Here is a 26,139-nt window from a genome sequence, read left to right as displayed (position 1 = left end):
GCTGGGCCTGGGAGGTCGCGCAGTCACTGGATCGGGACGGCGCCGGCTGCTGGGTGGCGGTGCGGGACGGTGAGATCCTGGGGTTCGCGGCGTACGGCGCCAACCGCCCCAGCTGGTTCGGCCCGATGGGCACCGCCCCGGCGGCGGAGGGGCTCGGGGTCGGCCGCGTGCTGCTGCGGCGCTGCCTCGCGGACCAGCGGGCCGACGGGCACAGCACGGCGCAGATCGGCTGGGCGGGGCCGGTCGCGTTCTACGCCAAGACGGTCGGCGCGCGACTCGAACGGATCTTCTGGATCTACACGAAACAGCTGTAGGAACGCATGAAGGGCAGGCCATGGGTTCGCCACAGTCCTGCCCCGCACACGTCGCATCGGCGCCCCGTGATCCCCCGTCGTGCCACGGGCGGCCGATGCCGTCTCAACAGCCGAACGACCAAGCAGATCGACCGGACCAGCAGCAGCCACAAACTCAGCGGTCGGGCTGGTTGGCGCGCTTGTCCTGCAGGCTGGTCTGCTCCTGCTGAAGCTTCTTCGCCTGCATCGTGGCCGTGCTCGCGGTCGCCGCCGACTGGCCCGCGATGTCCGTGTCCGGAGTGATGGTCATGTCGTCGGAGCGGTCCGGGTCCATGTAGCCGAGGTCGTCCTCGCTGCGGTGCATGCCGCGGCTGTCGAAGTTGCTGTTCTTCTTTGACTTACCCATGGCTTCCCCCTCGTGTAGGCCGCTCCCACCATATGAGGACCCTTCACGTGATGCGGGCAAAATCGGCATTTCACCCTTAGAGTCGTTGGGATGAGCGGTGCGATACCCGTCATCGACGGCCACAACGACCTGGCCTGGCGCCTGCGGATGCAAGGGCTGCCGGCCGAGATGAGCGCCACGGGCCTGCACACCGACATCCCCCGGCTCAGAAAGGGCGGCGTGCGGGCGCAGTTCTGGTCGGTGTACGTCCCGTGCGGCGGCCCCGAGTCCGCCGCGACCGTCAAGGTGCTGGAGCAGGTCGACCTGGTCCGGCGGCTGGTCGAGGCGCACCCCGAGGACCTGGCGATCGCGACGAACGCCGACGAGGTCGAACGGATCGCCGCCGGTGGACGGATCGCGTCGCTGCTGGGCGCCGAGGGCGGGCACTGCCTGGACGACTCGCTCGGCGTGCTGCGCAGCCTGCACCGGCTGGGCGTGCGGTACCTCACCCTCACCCACGGCAGGAACACGAACTGGGCCGACAGCGCCACCGACGCACCCGGGGTCGGCGGGCTGTCGGCGTTCGGCGTGGAGGTGGTCCGCGAGCTCAACCGGCTCGGCATGATGGCCGACCTGTCCCACGTCGCGACGAGCACGATGCACGCGGCGCTGGACGTCTCCACCGCGCCGGCGTTCTTCTCGCACTCCTCCGCCCGGGCGCTGTGCGACCATCCGCGCAACGTCCCCGACGACGTCCTGGCCCGCGTCCGCGACACCGGCGGGGTGGTGATGGTGACGTTCGTGCCGTTCTTCCTCAACGAGGCCTGCCGGCGGTGGGGCGACGAGTTGTACCGGGTGGAGGACGCCATCCCGGCCGAGTACGGCTCACCGGAGTTCGAGCGCCTCCAGCGGGAGTGGATCGCCGCCAACCCGTGCCCGCCGTCGAGTGTGCGGGACGTCGCCGATCACGTGGAGCACGTCCGCGACGTCGCGGGCGTCGAGGCGGTCGGCATCGGCGGTGACTTCGACGGCACGGAGGTGCTGCCCGACGGCCTGGCGGACGTCTCGGCGTATCCGGTGCTGTTCGACGAGTTGCGCGCCCGCGGCTGGTCCGACCCGGACCTGCGACGACTCGGCTGGGACAACACCCTGCGAGTCCTGCGCGACACCTGCGGATGACAAGACGCGGACACCCCATGGACAGCAAGAGACAGCAAGAAGGGCAGACCCGACCGGGCCTGCCCTTCTCGACGAGAAACCTGGACTCAGAAGTCCATGTCGCCGCCGCCGGGCGCACCCGCCGGCGCCGGGGTCTTCTCCGGCTTGTCCGCGACCACTGCCTCGGTGGTGAGGAAGAGCGCCGCGATGGAGGCGGCGTTCTGCAGGGCCGAGCGGGTGACCTTGGCCGGGTCGATGATGCCCTCGGCCAGGAGGTTCACGTAGTCGCCGGTGGCGGCGTTGAGGCCCCAGCCGGCTTCGAGGTTGCGGACCTTCTCCACCACGACGCCGCCTTCGAGGCCGGCGTTGACGGCGATCTGGCGCAGCGGCGCGTCAAGGGCGACCTTGACGATGTTCGCGCCGGTGGCCTCGTCGCCGACGAGGTCCAGCTTGTCGAACGCCGACTTGCCGGCCTGCACGAGCGCGACGCCACCGCCGGGGACGATGCCCTCTTCGACGGCCGCCTTCGCGTTGCGAACGGCGTCCTCGATGCGGTGCTTGCGCTCCTTGAGCTCGACCTCGGTGGCCGCGCCGACCTTGATGACCGCGACGCCGCCGGCGAGCTTCGCCAGCCGCTCCTGCAGCTTCTCCCGGTCGTAGTCCGAGTCCGACTTCTCGATCTCGGCCCGGATCTGCGCCACCCGGCCGTTGATGCCGTCGGCGTCGCCGGAGCCCTCAACGATCGTGGTCTCGTCCTTGGTGATGACGACCTTGCGGGCCTTGCCCAGCAGGTCGACGGTCGCGTTCTCCAGCTTGAGACCGACGGTCTCGGAGATGACCTGGCCACCGGTCAGGATCGCGATGTCAGTGAGCATCGCCTTGCGGCGGTCACCGAAGCCCGGGGCCTTGACGGCGACGGACTTGAACGTGCCACGGATCTTGTTCACGATCAGAGTCGCGAGGGCCTCGCCCTCGACGTCCTCGGAGATGATCGCGAGGGGCTTGCCGGACTGCATGACCTTCTCCAGCACCGGGAGGAGGTCCTTCACCGCGGAGATCTTCGACTCGACGATGAGGATGTAGGGGTCGTCGAGGACCGTCTCCATCCGCTCGGTGTCGGTCACGAAGTACGGCGAGATGTAGCCCTTGTCGAAGCGCATGCCCTCGGTGAGCTCCAGCTCGAGCCCGAAGGTGTTGCTCTCCTCGACCGTGATGACGCCTTCCTTGCCGACCTTGTCCATCGCCTCGGCGATGATCTCGCCGACCGTGGAGTCACCGGCGGAGATCGAGGCCGTGGAAGCGATCTGCTCCTTGGTCTCGACGTCCTTGGCAAGGTTGGCCAGCTCCGACGCGACAGACGCGACGGCGGCCTCGATGCCGCGCTTCAGCGCCATCGGGTTCGCACCCGCGGCGACGTTGCGCAGACCTTCACGAACCAGCGCCTGGGCGAGGACGGTCGCGGTCGTCGTGCCGTCACCGGCGACGTCGTCCGTCTTCTTCGCGACCTCCTTGACCAGCTCGGCGCCGATCTTCTCGTAGGGGTCCTCGAGCTCGATCTCCTTGGCGATGCTCACACCATCGTTGGTGATGGTGGGCGCGCCCCACTTCTTCTCGAGGACGACGTTGCGGCCCTTGGGGCCCAGCGTCACCTTGACGGCGTCGGCGAGGGTGTTCATGCCCCGCTCGAGGCCGCGGCGCGCTTCCTCGTCGAACGCGATAATCTTGGCCATTCGGCGTTGTCCTCCTGGACACTCCGGTTACGCCTCGACCCACGTGGGGCCGGCGGCTCACCGCCTGCTTTCGCACCTTCAAGGACCCAGTGGGATCCCCGGTGGTCGGGCCGGATGAGCCCGCGACGACCAGCTCCTCGACGCTCGCGCGCCCAGGCGCTGCACCGCCCCGACCGTTGGCACTCACCTGACGCGAGTGCCAACTCCTGTTTAGCACTCTGACCGTGCGAGTGCAAGCAAACCCGAGGTGACGGCCCGGGTGGTCGAAGCGCCCTAAACAGCTACAAACCAGGCATGAATGGCACGAACAATGCCGGAATAGACGCAGGGCACCGTTTCTCAGAAATGAGAACGGTGCCCCGGCGGGGTGGATCCAGACGATGTCTCAGGCGAGATGACGGACCTTCTCCGCCTGCGGGCCCTTCTGGCCCTGCGCGATCTCGAACTCGACGCGCTGTCCGTCTTCCAGCGATTTGTAGCCATCCATCTCAATCGCGGAGAAGTGGACGAAGACGTCCTGTCCCCCGTCGACCGCGATGAAGCCATAGCCCTTTTCGCTGTTGAACCACTTCACGGTGCCCTGTGCCACGGTGCACTTCCTCTACTTCGGTCCCTCTTGCTCAATCCGGCTGGCTGTGGGGACCAGCCTTGAGGTCCTCGGCCGGGCACGCCGGGCCTTGGGGTGGCACCGGCGCGAGGATCGACGACCGAAACGGACGGTACACGAGATAACCCGAGGCCCGACAGCCCCAAATCGGACAGCAAGGTCACGAATCATGCGCACGCAAAAGGTTCCCGATGGGACCTTTTCGAGTCGCCTTCTTGACGGTTTCCTGCCGGCGCAGACATCGCCAGTCGACTAAGCCCCGACTAAGCCCGGGACCGGGCCGCGGCCGCGCGCCGGCAGGGCCCCGACTAGGCGTGCCTGCGCGACTGCACCACGCGGAAGCGACTGGCCACGTAGGCACCGTCAGTGAGCGCGGCATTGGCGGCGGGATTAGCGCCGCTGGCGTGGAAGTCGGAAAACGCGGCCGACTGGTTCACGAAGACGCCGCCGGTAAGGTTGACTGACAGATGAACGCCGGCCTGGAGGGCGGCCTCTTCCATCGCGTCCAGCACATCGGTTGACGTCGAATACACCGAAGCCGTCAATGCGCCCTTCTTGCCGACCGTGTCGGCGAAGATCCGCAAACTGCCGGCGGTCGAATCGGTTGCGACAACGAACGAAATAGGACCGAACCACTCAGTGCCGTAGGTTGCCTCGGCAGCCGCGTCGAGTCGCACGATGAGAGGCGTGCGGACGGTCGCGTCTTGATATGCCGGATGCGTAACGTCTGACGATTCCAACAGCACGGTGCCGACCGTGCGGGCTTTCTCCAACCGGTGCAGGACGCCTTCATTGACGATGGCGCCGGAAAGCTCCACACCCTTGGCCGGGTCGCGGGTCAGTGCGGCGACCGCGGCGGTGATCCCGGCGGCGACGTCGTCGAACGAGCGATGACCGTCCTCGGTGTCGATGCCGCCCGAGGGCACCAGGACGTTCTGTGGCGTCGTGCACATCTGGCCGGAATACAGCAGCAGCGAGAAGCCGATGTTGCGGCACATCCCGGCGAAATCGCCGGTCGAGTCGACGACGATCGTGTTGACGCCGGCCTTCTCGGTGTACACGACGGCCTGGCGGGCGTTGTCCTCCAGCCAGTCGCCGAACTCGGTCGAGCCGGTGAAGTCGATGATGCGCACCTCGGGGCGCAGCGCGAGGGTCTTGGCGAGGCCCTCCCCCGGCGCCTCGGGCGCGAGGAGCACCAGGTTGGGGTCGAAGCCGGCGTCGGCCAGCACCTCGCGGGCGATCCTGACGGTGATCGCGAGCGGCAGCACCGCACCCGGGTGCGGCTTGACCACGACGGGGTTGCCGGTGGCGAGGGACGCGAACAGGCCGGGGAACGAGTTCCAGGTCGGGAACGTGTTGCAGCCGATCACCAGGGCGACGCCGCGGGGCACGATGTGGAAGGTCTTGCTCATCCGCAGCGGCTCGCCCTTGCCGGCCGGCTTCTCCCAGGTGGCGGTCGCCGGGGTGCGGATCATCTCGCGGTAGGCGTAGGCGATCGCCTCGAGCGCCCGGTCGAAGGCGTGCGGGGCACCGGCCTGGAACGCCATGACGAACGCCTGGCCGGTGGTCGCGTGGACGGCGTTGGCCAGCTCGAACGCCCTCGAGTGCAGCCGGGCGAGGATCTCCACGCAGACGCCGGCGCGGGTCTGTGGTCCGGCGTCGCGCCAGGCGGGCAGGCCCGCAGCGGCGGCGGCGAGCAGGCCGTCGACGTCGAGGTGCGGATACCGCACGTCGAGCGGGATGCCGAAGGGCGAGGACTCGGTCGCGACCCAGTCCGTGATCGACGGCTGGTCCTTGAGCGGGAAGTCGGCGCCGAGGTACGCGCGGAAGGCTGCCTCACCGTCGGCCGCGGCGTGCTCGCCGTAGACGCGGGGGCTGGGCGACTCCGGGTACGCCGACCAGTACGCACGCTCGGCGATCGCGGTCAGCGCCCGCTCGAGGGTGTCGGTGTGGGTGGTGAACATGGGGTGTGGGTTCTCCATGTCGCCATCCTGCCATTCGGGAAGCGCCGATCTTGCGGTTGTGACCGGAAGCCGCGACTGGAACCACGCAACCCGTCACAACCGCAAGATCGGCCTACTTCCGCACCACCTCCGTGCCCGCGGAGGGTGCGGACGTCAACTCGCGGAGCTTCCGCAAGGGTGACAGAACGAGGGGCAATACGGATAGCAGTGATCCGGCGCAACCGATCCACAGCGTCTCGGGAACCCCGAGCCAGTGGCCGAGCGCGCCGCCGACGAGCCCGCCGATCGGCATGGTGCCCCAGACGATGAACCGCATCGTGGCGTTCATCCGGCCGAGCAGGTCGTCAGGGGTGATGCCCTGCCGGAAGCTGACCTGGGTCACGTTGTAGACGACGACCCCGATCCCGAACACGACATATCCGGACGCGGCCAGCCACAGCCGCCAGTCGGCCTGCGCGAGCGGCACGAGCAGCAGGCCGAGCCCGGCGCCGAGCATCGAGATCCACATTGCCGGCCCCTGGCCGAACCAGCGCACGAACGGGTTCACCAGGAACGCGCCGGCGAGCGCGCCCAGGCCCGTGACGCTGAACCACAGGCCGATGACCGCCGGCGACAGGGCGAGGTTGCGGGCCAGATAGATGATGAGCATCGCGTTGATGATCGATCCGAAGAAGTTGCCGGTGCTCGTGCACATCGCAATCGCCCGCAGCAGGCGGTTGCTCAGGACGAACTTCAGGCCCTCCATGATCTCGCGGCCGAGGTGCGCGTCGGCCTTGCGGACCGGGCGCTCCTCGATCCTGCGGATCCGCCACAGGGCCAGCGCGGAGACGAGGTAGCTGGCCGCGTCGGCGGCGATCGCGAGCGGGCCGCCGAGCAGCTTGATCAGGCCGCCGGCGACGGTCGGGCCGCCGATCTGCGAGGTGGAGCGGACCAGTTCGAGCCGCGCGTTGCCCTCGACCAGGTGTTCCTTGCCGACCAGGAACGGCAGGTAGCTCTGATACGCGACGTCGAAGAAGACCGTGCACACGCCACAGAGCAGGCCCACCACGTACAGCTGCGGCATGTGGAGCTGGTCCATCCACCAGGCCAGTGGCACGGACGCGAGCAGGACGGCCCGCAGCACATCGGCCATGATCATCGTCCCGCGGCGGCGGAGCCGGTCGACCAGTGCGCCGGCGGGCAGGCCGACCAGCAGGAAGGCGGCGGTCTCACAAGCGGCGAGGACCCCGACCTCCAGGGCGGTGGCGTCCAGCGTGATCACCGCGACCAACGGCAGCGCCAGCAGCGTCACCTGCGTGCCGACCTGGCTGATGGTGTCGGCGGTGAACAGCAACCGGAAGTCGCGATCGCGGAGCAGTCCGAGTCTCACCAGCCCACTGTCAATGACCGATTGGGAAAAGTCAATCGGTAGAATCGAACGATGCAGCGACCAGCTACCGACGCGGAGGCCAAGGCACTCGCCTCCGGTGTCCGCCTGCGCATCATCCGGCTCTGCCTGGACCGGGCGCTCACCAACAAGGAGATCGCCGGGCGCCTCGACGCCAACCCGGCCACCGTGCTGCACCACGTCCGGACGCTGGTCGCGACGGGGTTCCTGGTGCCACAGGAGGAGCGCCGCGGGCCGCGCGGCGTCCGCGAGGTGCCCTACCTGTCGACGACCAAGTCGTGGAACCTCAGCCTCGGCGACCAGGAGGCGAACACCAACCGGGCCATGCTCGACGCGTTCGAGCAGGAGCTCGCGCTGCTGGGCAACCAGGTCGACGCGGTCAACTTCGCGCGCCTCGGCCTGCGGCTCACCCCGGAGGAATGGCAGGAGCTGCAGGACCGCTTCGAGACGCTGCTCGACGAGTACGCCCAACGCGACCGCACCCACGGCCGGCCCTACTCGATCTTCCTGGCCATGTACGAGGACCGCTCACGCGACTGAGGCCTGCCAGTTCGCCCAGCGGTCCATGGCGCGGAACCCCATCGCCTCGTTGATCGCGATCATGTGCGTGTTGACCTCGGCGTTGAAGGTGTCGACGATCCGCACCGCCGGCTCCTGCGCGCGCATCGTCCGCAGGTTCACCACCTTGCTGATCATGCCGAGCCGGTGCCCGCGGTGCGCGGGGTCGACCAGCGTGACGAGCTGCCACGCGTGCCAGTCGACGGACTTCGCGACCCGCAGCGCGCTCCAGGCGACGAGCCTGCCGGACGCGTCGTGGATGACACCGGTCTCGTACGCGCGGGCACCGTAGTGCGCCCGCGTCTCGTACGTGCGGCGCAGGCGATCGACGTCGACCTTCTCCGCCTCGAAGTCGAGATCACCCTTCGGCGCCTCGTCCAGGAACGAGCTGTCCAGCAGGGCCAGGTCCTCGAGCAGCTCCTCGGGTGGCCGGTTGCCCCACTGGACCGTGGAGTAGCCGGCCGCCTTCGGCCAGCTCCCGGCGAGGAGACGGTCCAGCTCGGCATCGTCTGCGGTCGACAGGTCGAGCCGGCGGCGGACGTCGATGAGCTTGTTCTCCAGACCCGTCGCCGCGGCGAACGGCGCGGACGAGCCGATCGGCGCGCCGCCCAGGTCGGTGATCACGCTGAAGCCCATCACCGAGGTGCGGCCCCTGGCCAGGCCGAAGTCGACGGCGTGCCGGTAGAGCGCGCGCCCGACACCCTGCCGGCGATGCTCCTTGAGGACCAGGATGTCGAGGAACGACTTGCCGAGATTGTCGTAGACCGGCAGGTCGGCCTGGACCAGCCCGACGGGCTCATCGCCGCGCCAGGCCAGGAAGATGTGCCGCTCGGCGCCCGGCATCGGCAGGCGGACCCGCACCTCGTGCTCCGCGCGACAGTTCGGCGGGAGGTCCGGCAGGTCCGCGAGGATCGCCTCGTTGCCGACGGTGAAGGCCGCTTCGACTGCCGTCGGGTCATCGACGTCCAGCTCTACGATGCGCAGGTCCTGGGTCATGCCGCCAGCGTGGCCCACCGGCGCGCGGCCCGACAACAGATATATGCCGGCCCGGAAATTGGTCGAGAGGACGCTCGCCAGCACCTCCGGTGCTGTGGTCGCGGGCCTGGACCAGGGTCCGGGCCTCGCGGCGACACGTCCTCCCGCATCGAGCATCCTGGCGCGCGGTCCTGAGGTCGTCAAGTCCCTCACAGGGTGGCTTCGAAACGCTCGGCTCGACCGCAATCACTATCCGTCGCGGTCAGGTCCGTCAATCGGCTGAGTCCGCCCTCGTCCGAGCGTGGAAGCGCTCTCTCAAACGCAGCCGGACCGACACCGAGCGTTACCGATGCCGGCCGGTTGCGCGAAAAAATCAGCCATCAGCTCAAAAGCCCAGCCTCGCGCACGGACTTCAGGGACGGCTTCACCCGGTGCGACGGACCGACCGTGCCGGCGACCGCGTCGAGGGTCTTCAGCCCGTCGCCGGTGTTGAAGATGACCGTCTCCTTCGCCGGGTCGAGCTTGCCGGACTCGACCAGCTTCTTCAGCACCGCGGCGGTGACCCCGCCGGCGGTCTCGGCGAAGACGCCGGTGGTGCGGGCGAGCAGTTCGATGCCGGCGCGGATCTCCTCGTCGTCCACGTATTCCATCCAGCCGCCGGTGCGCCGCACCGACTCCAGCGCGTAGACCCCCGCGGCCGGGTCGCCGATGTTGAGCGACTTGGCGATGCCCGTCGGCTTGACCGGGACGATCTCGTCGGTGCCCTTGTGCAGCGCCACCGCGATCGGGTTGCAGCCCGCGGACTGTGCGCCGAACACGGCCCACTCCGTGTCGGGCACCAGGCCGATCTCGACCAGCTCGCTGAACGCCTTGTCGATCTTGGTGAGCAGCTCGCCGCTGGCCATCGGGATGACCACCTGCGCCGGGATCCGCCAGCCGAGCTGCTCGGCGACCTCATAGCCCAGGGTCTTGGACCCCTCGGCGTAGAACGGCCGGACGTTGACGTTGACGAACGCGGTGTCCTCGAACTCGTCGGTCTCCGTCAGCTCCGAGCACAGCCGGTTGACGTCGTCGTAGGACCCCTCGATCGCCACGACGTCGCCACCGTAGACGGCGCTCATGACGACCTTGCCGGGCTCCAGGTCGGCCGGGATGAACACGGTCGACGGCACCCCGGCCCGCGCCGCGTGCGCGGCGACCGAGTTGGCCAGGTTGCCGGTGGAGGCGCACGAATAGCGGGTGAAGCCCAGCGCCTTCGCCGCGGTCAACGCCACCGAGACGACCCGGTCCTTGAACGAGTGGGTCGGGTTGGCCGAGTCGTCCTTCACCCACAGCTGCCCGGTGATGCCGAGCTCCTTGGCCAGCAGATCAGCCTTGACCAGCGGGGTCAGCCCCGGGTCGAGGGTGACGCGGCTGGCGGGGTCGGTGCCGACGGGCAGCAGCGGCGCATAGCGCCAGATGTTCTGCGGGCCCGCCTCGATCTGCTCCCGGGTCACCCGGGCGAGCGCCTCGGCGTCATAGCCCACCTCGAGGGGACCGAAACACTCGTAACAGGCGTGCTGCGCAGCGAGCGGGAACTGGGCGCCACAGCCACGGCACACCAGGTGGCGGGCGGGGGAGTCGGTGAAGACGCTGAGCGTCGAGGTCATGGAGGCCTTCCTCTCATCTTCCCCAGGTGCATGGCCTTGCGCACCGGGACGGATTTGGCACCTACCGCGACCGGCCTCAACGTCGAGACGCGTCGCAGGGGTTGCCGGGGCTTCATCGGGCCGTATCCCTCTGCCCCTCTGGATGAGGTATTCAGTTGTGACGTGCGTGTTTCCGATTGTAAGGGCCGACACGGCCGCGGTTGTATGAGTCATCTCACGAGATGGACCTGACTACGGTTTCACTCATGCATCCCGACGCGGCGGCCTGGTTCGCCAAGCGCACCTCGACCTGGCGTGACTGGCCCATCGCCGACCTCCAGAGGCGCAAGGGCGACACCCGGGTCAGCGTCGTGCTGCCCGCGCTGGACGAGGAGCCGACCGTCGCCGAGATCGTCGCCGGCGTGCGCACCCTCATCCCCCTGGTCGACGAGGTGATCGTGGTCGACTCCGGCTCCGTCGACCGCACCGCCGAGGTCGCCGCCCGGGCCGGCGCCGCCGTCCACCACCGCGACGACATCCTCCCCGCGACCGGCTCCCGCCCCGGCAAGGGCGAGGTGCTGTGGAAGGCCCTCGCCGTGGCCACCGGCGACATCCTCGTCTACGTCGACGCCGACCTCACCGACTTCCGCCCGCACTTCGTCACCGGCCTGCTCGGGCCGCTGCTGGAGGACCCCGCCACCCTGATGGTGAAGGCCTTCTACGACCGCCCGCTGCTCGACGTCTCCGCGGCCGGCGGCGGCCGGGTCACCGAGCTCGCCGCCCGCCCCCTGCTCAACGCCTACTTCCCCGAGCTGGCCGGCGTCGTGCAGCCCCTGGCCGGCGAATACGCGGCCCGGCGCACCCTGCTGGAGTCCCTGCCGTTCGCGGCCGGCTACGGCGTCGAGACGGGACTGCTCATCGACACGTTCCGCAGCGCCGGCCTCGACGCGGTCGCCCAGGTCGACCTCGGTCAGCGCACCCACGGCCACCAGGACACCGCGGCGCTCGGCCGGATGGCCGCGACGATCCTGCACACCATCCACACGCGCGTCTTCCCGGGCCGGTCCTCGTGGCCGACGCTCACCCAGTTCGAGCGCCACGACGTCACCGTCACCCCGGCAGATCACACCATCGCCCACCCGGACCGCCCGCCGATGCTCACGGTCCCCGGCTACCGCCCGTCCTGACCTTTCCTGCTCCGGTCCGCCGTGGGCACGACCGTCGCTCCCGTCAGCCACCGGTCAGGCCTGGACGGCCTTCCCTGCCACCTCCGCGGACAGTTGCGCGGACACGACCTGCGGTCGTGACCACGACCGGCCGCCTCCGCGGCCCGGCCGTCCGCTACGCGCACCCGACGCGACCTACGGCCGCAGCTACGCGCACGGCGGGGTCAGCGCCAGGCGGTCGCGGAAGCCTCGGGGGTGAACTGCCACAGCGTCGCGGTGGTGATGCCGGCGCCCAGCAGCGCGACCGCGACGGCGGCCCACTCCGCGAGCAGCAGCCACACCGGCGTGTCGATCACCGCGGTCGGCGGCTCACCGGTGAGCGACCCGACCGTGACCACCGCCGCGACCAGGGCGATCAGCACGAACGCCAGCACCGCGGTCAGCCGCAGCGCCCAGTGGCCGAGCCTCCTGCCGGTGGCGAACAGCAGGGCACAGACCAACACCAGGGACGCGACCGCGGCGGCGGCGAACGCGCCGATCAGGGTGAAGATCTGCGCGGTGAGCGCCTCGGCCGGGCCGTTCATCATGTTGGACGAGGCCTCGTACCTGGTCCAACCGGCGATGTTGGACTGGTCGTAGTAGAGGGTGCCGGACAGCACGGCGAGGCCGAGCACGAGCAGCCACGCGCCACGAAGCGCCGAGGTTCGCATGGACCGGCACCCTACCGGTCAGTACGTGAAACCGGTTCAGCTGACCACGTCTTTTCGCAGGAACCGCCACCACGCCAGGGAGAAGAAGACCGTCGCGTACGCGAGGGAGGCGATGCAGCCCTTGACGATGTCGTCGGTCTGCAGCGGGGTGGAGAGCAGGCCGAGCCACGCGTCGCCGTAGTGGGTCGGCAGGAAGTTGCGGATCGTGCCGAGCGCGGTGATCTGGTCGAGGATGTTGGACAGGATCTGCAGCAGCACCGCGCCGCCGACCGCGCCGAGCGGGGCGTCCGTCGACACGGACAGCAGGAACGCGAGCGAGGCGACCACCAGCAGCGACACGCACAGGTAGCCGACGATCTCCAGCAACCGCACGACGCTGGTGCCGGCCGCGATCTCACCGCCGATGGGGGCGTTGAGCGGCGCCCAGCCGTATCGCAGCGTCCCGGCGAGCATGGCGGTCCCGACCAGGATCAGCATCGCGAGCAGGCAGTAGAGCAGCGCGGCGGTCACCTTGACGCCGAGCAGCCGGGCCCGCGGGACGGGCATCGCCAGCAGGTACCGCAGGCTGCCCCAGGACGCCTCGCTGGCCACCGTGTCACCGCAGAAGAGTGCGATGACGACCACCAGCAGGAAGCCCGAGGAGACCAGGAGGGTGAAGAGGGTGAAGTTGGCGCCGCCGGCGGTGGCGAGGTCGGCGAGGCGGGAGAACTCGCCGCCGTTGCCGCCCTCGTCGTCGCCGCCGTTGTCGAGCTGGAAGGCGACCAGAATGATCAGCGGCAGCAGGACCATGAAGGCCAGTGCCATCTGCGTGCGGCGGCGGGCCGCCTGGCGGCGGATCTCCGTCCACAGCGAGAGGGTCGCGCCCGGCTTGTAACCCGGCGCCCCGCCGACGACATCTACGGACGTTGTCATGACCGCTCCCCGCTGGCCTTGGTGTCGCCGCCGACCAGCGACAGGAACGCGTCTTCGAGCCGCCGCCGCGGTGTCACCCGGTCGATCCCGACGCCGGCCCGCACGAGCGCGGCGACGACCTCGGACCTGGGCACGCCGTCGATGTCGACGACCAGGCCGCTGCCGCCGGACCAGGCGACCGAGCGGACCCCTTCGAGCTCCTCGAGGACCTTCTCGGCGGCGTCCACATCGGACACGTCGAGCTGGACGGTCGGGGAGTCGCCGACGATGTCGTCGACCTTGCCGGCCGCGACGACCTCACCCCGGTGCATGACCACGACGTCGGTGCACGTCTGCTCGACCTCGGCGAGGAGGTGGCTGGAGACCAGGACGGCCCGGCCGCCGGTCGCGTAGCGGCGCAGCACCTTGCGCATCTCGGCGATCTGCGGCGGGTCGAGGCCGTCGGTGGGTTCGTCGAGGACGAGCAGTTCCGGCAGGCCGAGCATGGCCTGCGCGATGGCCAGGCGCTGGCGCATGCCGTGGCTGTAGGTCTTCACCCGCCGGTTCACCGCCGTGCCGAGGCCCGCGATCTCGAACGCCTCGTCGAAGTGGGCGTCCCCGGTGGGACGGCCGGTCGCGGCCCAGTACAGGTGCAGGTTCTGCAGACCGGTCAGGTGTGGCAGGAAGCCCGGCCCCTCGACCAGCGCGCCGACCCTGGACAGCACCGGCGCGCCTGGCAGGAGCTGGTGGCCGAAGACGAGGATCTCGCCCTGGGTCGGCCGGGTCAGCCCCATCAGGACCCGCAGCGACGTCGTCTTGCCGGCGCCGTTGGGTCCGAGGAGGCCGACGACCTGGCCGCGCTGGACGGTGAAGTCGACCTTCGCGACGGCGACGAAATCCCCGTACGTCTTGCGCAGCCCCCGCACGACGAGGGGCGTGTCGGCGAGGTCGGCGTCGACGCGGCGTTCGATGCGCCGGCCCCGGGCCCGGGCGATCAGGATCGTGACGGTGAGCCCGATCGCGATGAGCGCGACGAGCCCGGCGAGGACATACCGCCAGATGACGTCCGGGTTGGCGAGCGGCGTGCCGGCGACGTTCGGCAGCGTCAGCGCCCCGTCGGCGGCGACCTGGTAGACGACCGGGTCCACCGGCGAGGAGTAGGCGGTGTCGGCCGAGGCGATCGTGATCCGCACCCGGCTGCCCGCCTCGAACCGGTGCACGACGGCGGGCAGGGTCACGGTGACCGGCCGCGCGTCCGCGATGCTCGTGGGCAGCCCGGTCAGCCGCACCGGCGCGATCAGCCCGTCCGGGATCGACGGGGCGCCCTTCGCGGGCACGTCGTAGAGCTTGACGAAGAGCACCGCCTCACCGGTCGGCGACGCGGCCCGGATGCGGACGGTCGGGGCGCCCGCCACGTCCAGCGTCGCGGGCAGCGGCTCGGAGGTGTAGTCGGCGTGCTGCCCGTCGATCTCGGCGGAGACGCCGGTGCCGAGCAGGCTCGCGATGTTGGCGATCGGCAGCGAGGAGATCGCCGCCGGGTTGCCGTTGGGCGGGTTGGCGATGTCCTGCGGCCCGCCGGTGAGCGCCACACTGGCGGTGGACGTGCCGGCGACGCCCGGGTACGTGTCCAGCGACGAGGCCGCCGTGATGAGCCCGCGCCCCTGGGCGTTGAGGCCGGACACCCGCGAGTAGGTGAAGCTGTTCTCCGGCGCCTTGCCGTTGCCCTTGACGTAGTGGTCGAGCCACTGCGCCGTCAGGTACCGCAGCCGGTCGACCTCGGACTGCGGGCCGGTGCCGCCGTCGTGGCCGCCGGTGAACCAGGCGACCCGCACCGGCGTGCCGGCGGCGGCGATGCCACGGGCGTTGGCGTCGCCCTCGCTCAGCGGGAACAGCGTGTCGACCTGCCCCTGGATGAGCAGCGTCGGTGCCTTGATCCGGTCCAGGACCGGCGCCGGGCTGGACCGCCGCAGCAGGGCGATCGCGTCCTCGTCGGCCTTGCCGGTGGTGGCGATGTCGAGGTAGGCGTTGCAGATGTCCCGGGCGAACCGTCCACACTGGGCGTCGCCGGTAGATGTCCGCTGCGGCGCGGCGTTGAGCAGGTCGGTCGTCGCGCTGCCGGAGCCGAAGAACAGGCCGGCCCACTGCTTCTTGAACACCCCGGCGGCGGGGCCCTGGCCGGTGGACTCGGGCAGGAAGACGCGGGACAGGTCGTTCCACGTGATCATGGGGACGATCGCGTCGACCCGTTTGTCCTGCGCGGCGAGCAGGAGGGCCAGCGCGCCGCCGTAGGAGCCGCCGACCGCGGCGACGCGCGGGTCGCCGGCCGCGTCGGTCTGGATGTCCGGACGGGCGGCGAGCCAGTCGAGCAGCCGGGCCGCGTCCTTGACCTCCCAGTCGGGGCTGTCGACGTGGATCTCGCCGGTGGAGCGGCCGAAGCCCTGCGCGGTCCAGGTGAGCACCGCGTACCCGAGATCGGCGAAGTCCTCGGCGTCGGACTTCACGCTCTGCTTGGTGCCGCCGAAGCCGTGCGCGAGCAGGATCGCTGGTTTCCGGCCGCTCTTCTTGGGCAGGTACAGCGTTGTGTCGAGGGTCACCTCGGTCGCGTCGTCCGGGCCGGTGCGCACGGTGATGCGCTGCTCCTCGGTGCGGAACGTGGCGGGCGAGGGGATGACCGCCCAGCCGACCAGGCCGACCAGCAGCAGGGTGACCACCGACCCGGCGATGACCCTGCGCCGGTTGAGACGCGGTAAGAGACGCATCGGCCAAACGTACGCAACCGATGTTGCTGCCTGACGAATTCCTCAGCACCCTCTCAGCAAGCGGTCGCGGCAAGCTGCCGAGTTATACGCTCGGTTTCGTGTCCGCGACCTTGACGCTCACCGCAAGTCTGCGCCCGGCCGCGCTGGACGCCCGCCGGGGCGTGGTCCGGCTCCACCCCGAGGTGCTCACCGCGCTGGGGCTGCGCGCCGGGGACCCGATCCTGCTCACCGGCCGGCGCGGGTCGGCCGGGATCGCCGCGGTCGCCGAGGCCACCGCCAGCCGCGCCCTGCTGTATGCCGATGACCTGCTGCTGGGCAACCTGGGCCTGCGCGACGGCGGCCAGGTGACGGTGTCCGCGGCACCGCTGCGGGCGGCGGCGACGGTGACCCTGGCCGGACCGGCGCAGATCGCCGCGGTCGTGTCCCCGGAGATGCTGCGGCTGGCGCTGCTCGGCAAGGTCGTCACCATCGGCGACAACGTGTCGCTGCTGCCGCAGGACGTGTCGCTGACCTCGCTGGACCCCGGCGTCTTCGAGGCGGCCCGGCGCAGCCTGTCCAACACCGTCGGATACGCCTGGACCAGCGCCCTGCTCACGGTCGTGGCCGCCGACCCCGACCCGGGTGCGCTGGTCACCATGGACACCGCGGTCGGCTGGCAGCACGGGCACGCCACCCACGCCCCGGGCAGTGTGATCACGGCGGCCGGCTGGCAGCACGGGCCCGCCACGCACACGCCGGGCAGCGTGATCACCGCGCCCGCCGGCGAGGAGAGCGCGCCGTCGCTGGACGACCTGCCCGGGCTGCGCGCGCAGGCGGAGCAGCTGATCGAGCTGCTCGACCTCGGCTTCCACCACGGCGACGTCCTGGCGAAGCTCGGCACCACGGTGTCGCTGGGGGTCCTGGTGACCGGCCCGGCCGGCTCCGGCAAGTCCGACCTCGTCCACGTCGTCGCCACCAGCGTGCAGGCCCGGGTCGTGCCGCTGTGGGCGCCGGAGCTCGCGGCGCTCACCAACAACGACGCCGCCGCCCGGCTGCGCAAGGCCGCCGGCGAGGTGCGCGCACCCGGCCCGGCGATCCTGCTGGTCGCCGACGTCGAGGCCCTCGCCCCGCGGGACCAGCCCGGCCCCCTGTCGACCGTGTTCCGCCAGCTGATCGGCGAGCTCGTCCGCGACGGCGCGGCCGTCGTGTGCACCAGCAGCCGCCCCGAGTCCGTCGACCCCGCCCTGCACTCCCCCGGCCTGCTGGCGCACGAGATCGCGGTCCCGCTCCCCGACGCCGCCAGGCGCCGCGAACAGCTCACCGTCCTGACCCGCGGCATGCCCCTCGACGACGGCGTCCAGCTCGACGAGGTCGCCGCCCGCACCCCCGGGTTCGTCGCCGCGGACCTGGCCGCGTTGTCCCGCGAGGCCGGGGTGCGGGCAGCGCTGCGCCACCGCCGCGAGGCCGAGCCACCCCGCGTGCTGATGGCCGACTTCGAAGCCGCGCTGGAGGTCGTGCGTCCCACCTCGATGGCCGAGTCCTCCCTGGAGCTGGCCAAGGTGACCCTCGACGACGTCGGCGACATGGTCGAGGTGAAGCAGACCCTCACCGAGTCCGTCCTGTGGCCGCTGTCCTACCCGGACGCCTTCTCCCGCCTCGGCGTCGAGCCGCCGCGTGGCGTCCTGCTCTACGGCCCGCCGGGCTGCGGCAAGACCTTCCTGGTCAAGGCGATCGCCGGCACCGGCAAGGCCAACGTCCTGTCGGTCAAGGGCGCCGAGCTGCTGTCGAAGTGGGTCGGCGAGAGCGAGCGCGCCGTCCGCGAACTGTTCCGCCGCGCCCGCGAGGCGGCACCCACCCTCGTCTTCCTCGACGAGGTCGACGCCCTCGCCCCGACCCGCGGCCAGTCCACCGACGGCGGCACCACCGACCGGGTCGTGGCCGCCCTGCTGACCGAGCTCGACGGCGTCGAGTCCCTGCGCAACGTCGTCGTCATCGGCGCCACCAACCGCCCCGACCTGGTCGACCCGGCGCTGCTGCGCCCCGGCCGGCTCGAACGCCTCGTCTTCGTCCCGCCGCCGGACGCCGACGCCCGCGCCGAGATCCTCCGCGCCGCGTCGAAGTCCGTCCCCCTCGCCGCCGACGTCGACCTGAAGGCCCTGGCGGCGAGCCTGGACCGCTTCTCGGCCGCGGACTGCACGGCCCTGATCCGCGAATCGGCCCTGGCCGCGATGCGCGAGTCCCTGGAGGCCACCGAGGTCACCGCCGCCCACGTGGCCCTCGCCCGCGAACGCGTCCGCCCCTCCCTGGACCCGACCCAGGTCGCCTGGCTCGCCGCCTACGCCGAGCAGCAACAGTCCCGCTGACCGCCGTTCCTCATGATCCGGAAGACCTTGTGCACCCAGGAGTGCACAGCCTCTTCCGGATCACGGGAACCCGCCGTCGCTAGCGGCGGCGGGACCTGGAGGCGCGCAGGCGGCGCAGGCGCTGGACGACGACCGGGTCGTGTGCCAGTGCGAGGGGGTCGTCCAGCAAGGCGTTGAGCAGCTGGTAGTAGCGGGTGGCGGACAGGTTGAACGTGTCCCGGACGGCCTGCTCCTTGGCGCCCGCCTGGCGCCACCACTGCCGCTCGAAGTCCAGGATCCGCTTGCTCCGGTCGTCCAGGTCCGGCGGCTCCTCGGCCGCCGCGACGTCCGGCGCCTCGCCGTCGCCTAGGTCCGCGTCGCCCGGGTCCGCGTCTCCCGGGTCCGCGGCCAGGTCGGTGTCGACGAAGTCGTCGGGGTCCTGGGCCGGCGGCGGGGACGGCTGCGTCGGGACACGAGCGGCGGCGAGATCGTCGCGCTTCATCGTCGCTCCAAGGCTGCGGTCCGGGGGGCCGAAAGGCCGGAAGGGGTCCGCCCAGCCTACCGGCGCACCACGGTGATCGCCCGCACCCGCGGAGGGCTACGCCGTCACGATCTTGACGCCGGCGGCGGTGAAGGCGGCCAGGGTCTCGGCGGTGGCGTTGAAGTCCGTGACCAGCGTGTCGATGCGGTCGATCGGGCAGATGCGGGCGAACGCGTGACCGCCGAGCTTGGAGCTGTCGGCGATGATGACGACCCGGCGGGCCCGGGCGACCATGAGGCTGTTCATCGCCGCCTCGCCCTCGTGGTGGGCGGCTGCGCCGAGGGTGACGTCCAGCGCGTCGACGCCGAGCAGGGCGATGTCCAGGGTGACGTCGCGCAGGATGTTGCCGCCGAGCGGGCCGACGAGCTCGAAGGACTGCGGGCGGACCACACCGCCGGTCACCACGATCTTCATGCGGGAGCGCACGAGCAGTTCGTTGGCGATGTTGAGCGCGTTGGTGACCACGGTGAGCTGGGCGTCGTCGACCCCGCCGGTCAGCTCCGGGCGCACGGCCAGGGCGCGGGCGACCTCGGTGGTCGTCGTGCCGCCGTTGAGGGCGACGACCATGCCCGGGGAGACCAGCGCGGCCGCCGCGGCGCCGATACGCTGCTTCTCGGGGGCGTGCTTGGCCGTCTTGTATCGCAGCGGCAGGTCATAGGAGACGCCGTTGGCGACCGCACCGCCGCGGGTGCGGGTGATCATCTGCTGCTGCGCGAGCTGGTCGAAGTCGCGGCGGATCGTCGCCTGCGAGACGTCGAGGCGCTCGGCCGCGTCCTCGACGCTGATCCGCCCACTGTCGGTGAGGATCTCGAGGAGCGCGTTCCAGCGCGCATAGCGGTCCACTGGCCCCTCCCCTGCGCGTACGGTGCGAGATGTGTGCACAATAATGCGCGAAACTACGGGTAAACGCAAAGGCAACTGCTCGAACTAACCCGAGGGGTACGGTTGCCAGCCTGCCCGATCGTGCGCAATGATGCGCGAACCCGCCCGGATTCATGCCCTATCGATCAGCGCGAGGACGAGCTACACATGACGCAGACCGTGATCGCCCTCGATGTCGGGGGCACCGGGATCAAGTGTGCGCTGGTCGGCGCCGAAGGCGACACGACGGTGCTGCACGCCGAGCGGCACGCCACCGGCCGGGAGCGCGGACCCGAGGCGGTGATCGCGACGATCCTGGACATCGCCGAAGGCCTCGCCACCACCGCGCGCGCGAAGGGCCTCGAGCCGCGAGCCGCCGGCCTGGTCGTCCCCGGCGTGATCGACGAGCGCAACGGGATCGCCGTCTGGGCCGCGAACGTCGGCTTCCGTGACGTGCCGCTCAAGGCCCTGCTGGAGGAGCGCCTCGGCCTGCCCGCCGCGCTGGGCCACGACGTGCGCGCCGGCGGGCTCGCCGAGGCACGGCTGGGCGCCGGCCGGGACCACCCGTATGTGCTGTTCATTCCCGTCGGCACCGGCATCGCCGCGGCCAACGTGGTCAACGGGCAGGTCTACACCGGCGCGCACGGTGCCGCGGGCGAGATCGGCCACATCGTGGTGCGCCCCGACGGACCGATGTGCGGCTGCGGCCAGCGCGGCTGCCTCGAGTCGATCGCCTCCGCGTCGGCGGTCGGCCGCCGCTACGGCGAGCAGGCCGGCCGCCCCGCCACCGCCGAAGAGGTCGCCCGGCTCGCCGCGCTCGGCGACGAAACAGCGGTCGCCGTGTGGCAGGAGACGGTCGACGCCCTCGCCGACGGCCTGATGACCGGCATCGCGCTGTTCGACCCGGCGGTCATCGTCATCGGCGGCGGGCTCGCCGAGGCCGGCGAGGCATTGCTCGCCCCGCTGCGGGCAGGGGTCCACGCCCGCGTGACGTTCCACCGCGAGCCGACCATCACCCGCGCCGCGCTCGGCGACGAGGCCGGCTGCCTCGGCGCCGCCCTGCTCGCACTGGACAGCCTGCACAGCAACAGCACAGACAGCACAGGAGGAACGCGATGACGGTGGTGTCCGGCGTACGGGTGATCGCGGGCGACCGCGTGATCGAGGACGGCTTCGTGCGGATCGAGGGCGACCGCATCGCCGAGGTCGGCCCGGCCGAGCCGGGTGCCGACCGGTCCACCGTCGTGCCCGGGTTCGTCGACATCCACGTCCACGGCGGCGGTGGCGCCACCTTCACGACCGGCGATCCGGAAGCCGCCCGCACCGCGGCCGCGTACCACCTCCGACACGGCACGACCACGCTGCTGGCGAGTCTCGTCACCTCGCCCCCGGACCTGATGCTGTCGGCCACGAAGGCCTTCGCGCCACTGGTCACCGAGGGGGTGCTGGCCGGCGTGCACTTCGAGGGCCCGTACCTGTCGCAGGCCCGCTGCGGCGCGCAGAACCCCGCGTTCCTGCGCCACCCGTCCCTCGACGAGCTCACCGCCCTCATCGACGCCGGCGACGGCGCCGTGCGCATGGTCACCGTCGCCCCGGAGCTCCCCGGTGCGCTCGACGCGATCAAGCTGCTCGTCTCCCGCGGCGTCGTGGCCGCCATCGGCCACACCGACGCCACCTGGGAGGAGACCCTCGCGGGCGTCGACGCCGGCGCGACGGTCGGCACCCACGTCTTCAACGGCATGCGCCCGCCGCACCACCGCCAGCCCGGCCCCGTCTTCGCCCTGCTCGGCGCCGCCCCGGTCACCTGCGAGTTCGTCGCGGACGGCGTGCACCTGCACGACGGCACCCTCGCCTTCGCGGTCTCCGTCACCGGCCCGGCCCGCGCCGCCCTCATCACCGACGCGATGGCCGCCGCCGGCATGCCCGACGGCGAGTACGACCTCGGCGGCCAGGGCGTCGCCGTCGCCGAGGGCGTGGCCCGCCTGACCCGCGACGGCTCGATCGCCGGCAGCACCCTCACCATGGACGCCGCCTTCCGCCGCGCGGCCGGCGCCGGCCTGTCCCTCGTGGACGCCGCCCGGATGGCCTCGACCACCCCCGCCGCCGCGATCGGCCTCGGCGACGAGCTCGGCACCCTGCGCCCCGGCCTGCGCGCCGACCTCGTCCTGCTTGACGAGTCCCTTCACGTCACCCGGGTGATGCGCTCCGGCACCTGGCTCTCGTAGGTCTCGACCAGCACCGTCACGTACGAAACGGCGAGCTCTCGGATCGAACGCTCCGGGATCGCCCCGGCAAGGGCGGTCACAGCCAGCTCGACACCGGGCGACCTGCGGCCGCCGAACAGCCGGCGCAGGTGCTGAACCCCTTCCCGGACACTCGGGCCGGCCATCGGGGTCACCGGCGATCGCCGCGAGCCTGCGGCCGACCTCGTCCGGCGAGATCGCCTGCATCAGCCGGATCGCGTCACTGGCGTCCTTCGGCTGCAGCCGACCCGGCCGGCCGTGCTGTGCGTCCACGAGCCGCTCGGAAATCTTGTGGGCCTTGGCGACGAAGAGCGCGGGCACGCCGACGACCGGCACCGCCCGGACGCGTTGATCGACATCCGGCTCGAGGCTGGCGATCCGCAGGACGCTACGGTCCACCACGCCTGCCTCCAGTCCTGGCGTCCGCCGGGCCGCGTTCCGGCCGTGCCCGGACAGCCTGGCGGCTCGCCGCCCTGAGCCGGCCAGCGATGCCGGCACCAGCAGGTCCACGGGTATCTCGACAGCTTCGTCGCCCACCAGGGTCCGCGCCGTCCAGATGCCTGGCTCCGCGGTGAGACGGAAGCCTGCCGCGGCCATCGCCTCGTCGATTCGCGGATCGGGCCCGAGGATTCGAGGGTCCAGCGCGAGGTCGGCGTCGGAGGTGAACGGTGCGATGCTGGCGTCAAGTTCGGCGAAGCCGGTGCGCACGTAGACAGCCTGCGCTCCGGCGAGGACGACCGCCGAGGCGTGCTCGGCGAGTGCATCCAGCGCGTTCAGGAGGACCCTGCGCGCAGCGACGTACAACGGTGCGGATTCGATGGCCATAGGGCCACAATCTAGCTATGGCGCCGGGAGCCGTTGCCGCCGCCACGCCGGTGGATCGGCGCGCATCCAATCGAAGAGCGCCGCAGCCTCCTCGGGGAGACGTCCGTTGCCGCCGAGGCAGTCCATGACCAGCTGACTCACCGCGACGTGCTCGATGCCGTCGAGGGTGCGAGTGCCCGCCAGCTGCGAGAGCTCGTCCTCGGCCTGCAGGATCAGGACGTCGGCTCCGCGCTCGGCCGGTAGCAGGCGGCCGAAGCGCTGCATGGCCGCGGGGTCCGGGGCATAGACGACAAGCTGCGCCGGCACGGCGATCGGAGCGACCGCCGCCGCCGCGAACGAGCCGGTCACGACGGCACGCGGCGCATCAGGATCGGCGAGACGCCGATACAGCGCGCCCGGCCCACCAGGGGCGACGTAGGTGCCGACGGCGTTGTTCCGCTGCAGCTGATAGCCCTCCGCACCGGCGGCGAGCAGCGCAGGCCAGTCCACGTCACGGACGCTGCCGCGACGGTCACGTTCGATCAGCGCGGTGTCGACCATCGCTTCGAGCAGCGTTGACACGTAGCCCTTGCTCAGGCCACTCGCCCGCGACAGGTCGGTCAGCCGGTACGGCGGTGCGACGTCCACGAGCCAGCGGATGAGTCGCCGGGCCCGCGGGCCGTTGAGGCGGGCGGGCGGCCGGGCCGCGGGTGCGGGGTCCCGGTCGGCGCCCTGCAGCTTCACGTACACCGGCGGGCGCTCGATGCGCAGGCAGACGTTGCCGGTCAGGTCGACATATGAATACCCACGCCGGTCGAGCAGTTCGCGGGACCGGGGGCTGAGCCAGGGGGCCAGCACCAGGGTCGCCGGATCGTCGTCGAGACCGTCGACGTCTCGCGGCGTGAGAGCACTGCGGACCGCGACCCGCAGCCGGCCACCGCCCGGGAAGGTCCAGACGTCGTCGCCGGCGGGACGGAGATACGACGGCAGCAGATCGTCCAACTGCCGCCGCGCCCGATCCCGGATGTCCGCCGCCAGCACCCCTCAATTTTGCCAGATCAGCGAGTTTGCTGCTACCGCAAACTCGTAGACTTGGCAAACTCCGCGGTGTCGATCGGGCCGGACCAGCCGCGGGCCGTGAACCAGGACGGGAGCGGGATGGTGTTCCAGGGGACGCGTTGCAGGATGCGGTCCAGGACGATGCCGAGGCAGATGGCGGCGAGACCGTCGGTGACCCAGTGGAAGCTCAGGTACGTCGTGGTGAACAGCACCACGGCCGGGGCGCCGTAGCGGATGACGCGCAGCTGGCCGGGGGGCAGGAGGCCGCCGAGGAGGATGGCGAGCACGCCATACCAGACGATCGCGTTGACCACGTGGCCCGAGGGGTACGACATCCCGGTCGGCACGTGGAACAGGTATTCGGGGTGGACGACATCGTCGTCGCTGGCCGCGGTGCGGTCGGTCCACACCTTCAGCGGGCCGATCGTCACGTACGTGATGACGGTCCCGCCGATGACCGGCAGCGCGGGGCGCACGGAGTGGGTGCGCCAGCCGACGAACACGGCGGTCAGCACCGCGAGCGGGGTGAGGACCTGGCCGCCCTGGCCGAGGTAGTTGAAGACGCGGGCGGTCCAGTATGCCCAGGTGGGGCGGTGCGCGTCGACGAAGTCGCGGACGGCGAGGTCGACGGACAGCAGCGGGGTGCGCAGCGCGAGGGCGACGGTGATCGCGACGAAGAGCGCCAGGAGCACCAGATCGAACCACAGGGCCGGGCGCACGTTCCGCATGCCGGAAAACCTACCCGACGCCGCGAAACGGACCCGGCCCTGAACACAAGACCTCTACAGAAGATTCCTGATGTCCGCGGCGATGCGGTCCATCCGGACGCCGGAGTTGGGGCAGCCGCCGAAGTGGTGCAGGGCGATGACCTTGTTGGTACGGCGGGAGATGACGGGCGAGCCGGAGGAGCCGCCGTCGGTGTCGCAGTAGTACGACATGTCGGTGTCGACGTCGTAGCCGTCGTACGCGGGGTTCGCGACCGCGCAGTTGCCGCTGCGCTCGCTGGTGTCGTGGGTGGTGATGACGGTCGGCATGCCGCGGGGGTGCTGCGGGATGTACAGCTCCTCGCCGCGGACCGGGGTGCGGTCGTCCAGCTGCAGGTAGCCGAAGCGGGAGATCGCGTCGAAGTTGCGGACCGTGAACAGGGTGTAGTCGAGGACGTCGTCGGTGGAGAGGACCTGGTCGGCCATGACCTTGACCGGGCGCAGGGTGGCGCCGCCGCCGCACTGGGCGCACTCGTAGTTGAACCAGACCTCGGTGTTGCGGGCCTCGCGGGTGCTGGTGAAGCAGTGGGCGTTGGTCATCATGCGGTTGTTCACGCCCAGGCGCCAGGCGGTGCACAGCTCGACGCCGTTGATGAGGATGCGGGCGACGGGCCTGGCGTTGGCGTACGCGACCGGATCGCTCGACTTGTAACAGACGGCGTCCTGCTTCTCGTCGCGGCCGCAGATGCTCTCCTCGTGCCGGGCGGCGGCCGCGGCTGCCTTGCGTTTGGCCTCAGCGTCGGCGCGTTCCGTGGGGGTCTGGCCGCGGGCGACCCGGTCGACGGTGACCCCGAGGCCGGCGAGCTTCGAGCGGATGCCCAGCGGGTCGGTCTCGGCCCGCTCGACGGTGACCGTGGCCGATTCGCCGGAGACCGACATCGTCCAGTTGTCCGCGTCACGCAGCTGGTCGCCGCTGTACCGGTGGATCTCGGCGCCGGTCGCGTCGGCGACCTTGACCGTGTCGCCGGGGTCGAGCTGGAGCCGGGAGAAGTGCACCTTCACGTAGTCGGCGCCGGGGTAGCGGAACGTCGAGGCGCGTTCGACGGCGCCGCCCGTGATCGCCTCGAGGACCCCGGACGGCTCGGGTGCGGGCTCCTCGTGCGCGGGCGCCGCGAACGCGGTCGCCGGCGGGCGCGCGGGGACGAACGACGTCGCCGCTGCGACACCTGCCCCGGCGAGTGCGACGACGGCGCACACCCCGGTCACCAGCAAAACCCTACGGCGCATGAGCGCATTCCTCCCGACGGTCCACATGAAGGGACCGCCCGGACTGTTAGGGGTAAATCGGGCGATCCGCCCCATTCAACGACGGATCCCGGGGTGAGGAGGCGGGAA

At 71.0% G+C, this 26,139-nt stretch carries 23 protein-coding genes and 1 riboswitch; of the genes, 7 read left to right on the top strand and 16 right to left on the bottom strand.

Features of this window, described 5'->3' with window-relative positions:
- A partial coding sequence (locus tag ACFPIJ_RS24685; protein WP_380117602.1) for a GNAT family N-acetyltransferase occupies positions 1 to 314 on the top strand: 314 nt, incomplete at its 5' end.
- A 154-nt stretch (positions 315 to 468) separates the two neighbouring features.
- On the opposite strand, the gene ACFPIJ_RS24680 is transcribed toward ACFPIJ_RS24685, so the two are convergent.
- Positions 469 to 699, bottom strand: coding sequence for a hypothetical protein (locus ACFPIJ_RS24680; RefSeq protein ID WP_380117600.1), 231 nt, complete (start codon positions 697 to 699; stop codon positions 469 to 471).
- A 90-nt stretch (positions 700 to 789) separates the two neighbouring features.
- Between ACFPIJ_RS24680 and ACFPIJ_RS24675 the strand changes: the two genes are divergently transcribed.
- Complete coding sequence (locus tag ACFPIJ_RS24675) at positions 790 to 1,857, top strand: dipeptidase (protein ID WP_380117598.1); 1,068 nt, start codon at positions 790 to 792, stop codon at positions 1,855 to 1,857.
- An 86-nt stretch (positions 1,858 to 1,943) separates the two neighbouring features.
- Here the strand turns inward: ACFPIJ_RS24675 and groL are convergent, their stop codons facing one another.
- The 4 genes from groL to ACFPIJ_RS24655 form a co-directional block, all read right to left on the bottom strand.
- Complete coding sequence (gene groL, locus ACFPIJ_RS24670) at positions 1,944 to 3,566, bottom strand: chaperonin GroEL (protein ID WP_327006705.1); 1,623 nt, start codon at positions 3,564 to 3,566, stop codon at positions 1,944 to 1,946.
- 385 nt (positions 3,567 to 3,951) lie between these two features.
- Positions 3,952 to 4,155, bottom strand: coding sequence for a cold-shock protein (locus ACFPIJ_RS24665; RefSeq protein ID WP_203848689.1), 204 nt, complete (start codon positions 4,153 to 4,155; stop codon positions 3,952 to 3,954).
- Positions 4,156 to 4,481: 326 nt separating this feature from the next.
- A complete protein-coding gene (gene paaN / locus ACFPIJ_RS24660; RefSeq protein WP_380117595.1) occupies positions 4,482 to 6,155 on the bottom strand; it encodes a phenylacetic acid degradation protein PaaN in 1,674 nt (557 codons plus the stop codon).
- 94 nt (positions 6,156 to 6,249) lie between these two features.
- Complete coding sequence (locus ACFPIJ_RS24655; RefSeq protein ID WP_380117593.1) at positions 6,250 to 7,506, bottom strand: MFS transporter; 1,257 nt, start codon at positions 7,504 to 7,506, stop codon at positions 6,250 to 6,252.
- 51 nt (positions 7,507 to 7,557) lie between these two features.
- Here ACFPIJ_RS24655 and ACFPIJ_RS24650 point away from each other — a divergent pair, with 51 nt between their 5' ends.
- Positions 7,558 to 8,064 (top strand): helix-turn-helix domain-containing protein, encoded by a 507-nt coding sequence (locus ACFPIJ_RS24650; protein WP_380117591.1) that lies wholly within the window; start codon positions 7,558 to 7,560, stop codon positions 8,062 to 8,064.
- On the opposite strand, the gene ACFPIJ_RS24645 is transcribed toward ACFPIJ_RS24650, so the two are convergent.
- Positions 8,053 to 9,162, bottom strand: coding sequence for a GNAT family N-acetyltransferase (locus ACFPIJ_RS24645; RefSeq protein ID WP_380117589.1), 1,110 nt, complete (start codon positions 9,160 to 9,162; stop codon positions 8,053 to 8,055). The genes ACFPIJ_RS24650 and ACFPIJ_RS24645 overlap by 12 nt on opposite strands.
- A 275-nt stretch (positions 9,163 to 9,437) precedes the next feature.
- The gene (thrC, locus tag ACFPIJ_RS24640; RefSeq protein ID WP_380117587.1) at positions 9,438 to 10,706 is read right to left on the bottom strand and encodes a threonine synthase; all 1,269 of its coding nucleotides are present in this window, start codon (positions 10,704 to 10,706) and stop codon (positions 9,438 to 9,440) included.
- A 10-nt stretch (positions 10,707 to 10,716) separates the two neighbouring features.
- Positions 10,717 to 10,855: riboswitch (SAM riboswitch) on the bottom strand.
- Between the two features lie 96 nt (positions 10,856 to 10,951).
- Between thrC and ACFPIJ_RS24635 the strand changes: the two genes are divergently transcribed.
- A complete protein-coding gene (locus ACFPIJ_RS24635) occupies positions 10,952 to 11,872 on the top strand; it encodes a glucosyl-3-phosphoglycerate synthase (RefSeq protein WP_380117585.1) in 921 nt (306 codons plus the stop codon).
- A gap of 203 nt (positions 11,873 to 12,075) precedes the next feature.
- Here the strand turns inward: ACFPIJ_RS24635 and ACFPIJ_RS24630 are convergent, their stop codons facing one another.
- From ACFPIJ_RS24630 to ACFPIJ_RS24620, 3 genes are read right to left on the bottom strand one after another with little or no spacing between them, the layout of a single operon-like run.
- Entirely contained in the window at positions 12,076 to 12,561 is a 486-nt protein-coding gene (locus tag ACFPIJ_RS24630; protein WP_380117583.1) for a hypothetical protein, read from the bottom strand.
- Positions 12,562 to 12,597: 36 nt separating this feature from the next.
- Positions 12,598 to 13,473, bottom strand: a complete 876-nt coding sequence (locus ACFPIJ_RS24625; protein WP_380117581.1) for an ABC transporter permease — start codon at positions 13,471 to 13,473, stop codon at positions 12,598 to 12,600.
- On the bottom strand, positions 13,470 to 16,211 hold the full coding sequence (locus tag ACFPIJ_RS24620) for an alpha/beta fold hydrolase (protein WP_380117579.1): 2,742 nt from the start codon (positions 16,209 to 16,211) through the stop codon (positions 13,470 to 13,472). The genes ACFPIJ_RS24625 and ACFPIJ_RS24620 overlap by 4 nt, the downstream gene beginning before the upstream one ends.
- A gap of 98 nt (positions 16,212 to 16,309) precedes the next feature.
- Between ACFPIJ_RS24620 and ACFPIJ_RS24615 the strand changes: the two genes are divergently transcribed.
- Positions 16,310 to 18,553 (top strand): AAA family ATPase, encoded by a 2,244-nt coding sequence (locus ACFPIJ_RS24615; protein WP_380117577.1) that lies wholly within the window; start codon positions 16,310 to 16,312, stop codon positions 18,551 to 18,553.
- 79 nt (positions 18,554 to 18,632) lie between these two features.
- Here the strand turns inward: ACFPIJ_RS24615 and ACFPIJ_RS24610 are convergent, their stop codons facing one another.
- Together ACFPIJ_RS24610 and ACFPIJ_RS24605 are read right to left on the bottom strand one after the other, a co-directional pair.
- Positions 18,633 to 19,034, bottom strand: coding sequence for a DUF3263 domain-containing protein (locus ACFPIJ_RS24610; protein ID WP_380117575.1), 402 nt, complete (start codon positions 19,032 to 19,034; stop codon positions 18,633 to 18,635).
- 96 nt (positions 19,035 to 19,130) lie between these two features.
- Positions 19,131 to 19,916, bottom strand: coding sequence for a DeoR/GlpR family DNA-binding transcription regulator (locus ACFPIJ_RS24605; protein WP_380117573.1), 786 nt, complete (start codon positions 19,914 to 19,916; stop codon positions 19,131 to 19,133).
- A 186-nt stretch (positions 19,917 to 20,102) separates the two neighbouring features.
- Here ACFPIJ_RS24605 and ACFPIJ_RS24600 point away from each other — a divergent pair, with 186 nt between their 5' ends.
- The gene (locus tag ACFPIJ_RS24600; RefSeq protein WP_380117571.1) at positions 20,103 to 21,053 is read left to right on the top strand and encodes an ROK family protein; all 951 of its coding nucleotides are present in this window, start codon (positions 20,103 to 20,105) and stop codon (positions 21,051 to 21,053) included.
- Positions 21,050 to 22,159 carry an N-acetylglucosamine-6-phosphate deacetylase gene (nagA, locus tag ACFPIJ_RS24595; RefSeq protein WP_380117569.1) on the top strand — a complete coding sequence of 370 codons (1,110 nt, stop codon included), beginning with the start codon at positions 21,050 to 21,052 and terminating at the stop codon, positions 22,157 to 22,159. Before ACFPIJ_RS24600 ends, nagA begins: the two co-directional genes overlap by 4 nt.
- On the opposite strand, the gene ACFPIJ_RS24590 is transcribed toward nagA, so the two are convergent.
- The 4 genes from ACFPIJ_RS24590 to ACFPIJ_RS24575 all read right to left on the bottom strand — a co-directional run bounded on the left by ACFPIJ_RS24590 (position 22,117) and on the right by ACFPIJ_RS24575 (position 26,010).
- On the bottom strand, positions 22,117 to 22,323 hold the full coding sequence (locus tag ACFPIJ_RS24590) for a hypothetical protein (protein WP_380117567.1): 207 nt from the start codon (positions 22,321 to 22,323) through the stop codon (positions 22,117 to 22,119). The two genes, nagA and ACFPIJ_RS24590, sit on opposite strands and share 43 nt — an antisense overlap.
- A gap of 694 nt (positions 22,324 to 23,017) precedes the next feature.
- Positions 23,018 to 24,022, bottom strand: a complete 1,005-nt coding sequence (locus ACFPIJ_RS24585) for a hypothetical protein (RefSeq protein WP_380117565.1) — start codon at positions 24,020 to 24,022, stop codon at positions 23,018 to 23,020.
- Positions 24,023 to 24,054: 32 nt separating this feature from the next.
- Positions 24,055 to 24,768 carry a phosphatase PAP2 family protein gene (locus ACFPIJ_RS24580; RefSeq protein ID WP_380117563.1) on the bottom strand — a complete coding sequence of 238 codons (714 nt, stop codon included), beginning with the start codon at positions 24,766 to 24,768 and terminating at the stop codon, positions 24,055 to 24,057.
- Positions 24,769 to 24,822: 54 nt separating this feature from the next.
- On the bottom strand, positions 24,823 to 26,010 hold the full coding sequence (locus ACFPIJ_RS24575; RefSeq protein ID WP_380117561.1) for a trypsin-like serine peptidase: 1,188 nt from the start codon (positions 26,008 to 26,010) through the stop codon (positions 24,823 to 24,825).
- Positions 26,011 to 26,139: the final 129 nt, after the last annotated feature.

It is taken from the genome of Dactylosporangium cerinum, assembly GCF_042653625.1.
GTDB lineage: Bacteria > Actinomycetota > Actinomycetes > Mycobacteriales > Micromonosporaceae > Dactylosporangium > Dactylosporangium cerinum.
Note: the sequence above shows the minus strand (reverse complement) of the source record. Positions and strands in the feature narration are given on the sequence as shown.

What these genes read in the sequence shown, in the direction of transcription:
- ACFPIJ_RS24680 (WP_380117600.1), bottom strand. Translation starts at nt 699, where the DNA reads ATGGGTAAGTCAAAGAAGAACAGCAACTTCGACAGCCGCGGCATGCAC.
- ACFPIJ_RS24675 (WP_380117598.1), top strand. Translation starts at nt 790, where the DNA reads ATGAGCGGTGCGATACCCGTCATCGACGGCCACAACGACCTGGCCTGG.
- groL (WP_327006705.1), bottom strand. Translation starts at nt 3,566, where the DNA reads ATGGCCAAGATTATCGCGTTCGACGAGGAAGCGCGCCGCGGCCTCGAG.
- paaN (WP_380117595.1), bottom strand. Translation starts at nt 6,155, where the DNA reads ATGGAGAACCCACACCCCATGTTCACCACCCACACCGACACCCTCGAG.
- ACFPIJ_RS24650 (WP_380117591.1), top strand. Translation starts at nt 7,558, where the DNA reads ATGCAGCGACCAGCTACCGACGCGGAGGCCAAGGCACTCGCCTCCGGT.
- thrC (WP_380117587.1), bottom strand. Translation starts at nt 10,706, where the DNA reads ATGACCTCGACGCTCAGCGTCTTCACCGACTCCCCCGCCCGCCACCTG.
- ACFPIJ_RS24635 (WP_380117585.1), top strand. Translation starts at nt 10,952, where the DNA reads ATGCATCCCGACGCGGCGGCCTGGTTCGCCAAGCGCACCTCGACCTGG.
- ACFPIJ_RS24630 (WP_380117583.1), bottom strand. Translation starts at nt 12,561, where the DNA reads ATGCGAACCTCGGCGCTTCGTGGCGCGTGGCTGCTCGTGCTCGGCCTC.
- ACFPIJ_RS24625 (WP_380117581.1), bottom strand. Translation starts at nt 13,473, where the DNA reads ATGACAACGTCCGTAGATGTCGTCGGCGGGGCGCCGGGTTACAAGCCG.
- ACFPIJ_RS24620 (WP_380117579.1), bottom strand. Translation starts at nt 16,211, where the DNA reads ATGCGTCTCTTACCGCGTCTCAACCGGCGCAGGGTCATCGCCGGGTCG.
- ACFPIJ_RS24610 (WP_380117575.1), bottom strand. Translation starts at nt 19,034, where the DNA reads ATGAAGCGCGACGATCTCGCCGCCGCTCGTGTCCCGACGCAGCCGTCC.
- ACFPIJ_RS24600 (WP_380117571.1), top strand. Translation starts at nt 20,103, where the DNA reads ATGACGCAGACCGTGATCGCCCTCGATGTCGGGGGCACCGGGATCAAG.
- nagA (WP_380117569.1), top strand. Translation starts at nt 21,050, where the DNA reads ATGACGGTGGTGTCCGGCGTACGGGTGATCGCGGGCGACCGCGTGATC.
- ACFPIJ_RS24590 (WP_380117567.1), bottom strand. Translation starts at nt 22,323, where the DNA reads ATGGCCGGCCCGAGTGTCCGGGAAGGGGTTCAGCACCTGCGCCGGCTG.
- ACFPIJ_RS24580 (WP_380117563.1), bottom strand. Translation starts at nt 24,768, where the DNA reads ATGCGGAACGTGCGCCCGGCCCTGTGGTTCGATCTGGTGCTCCTGGCG.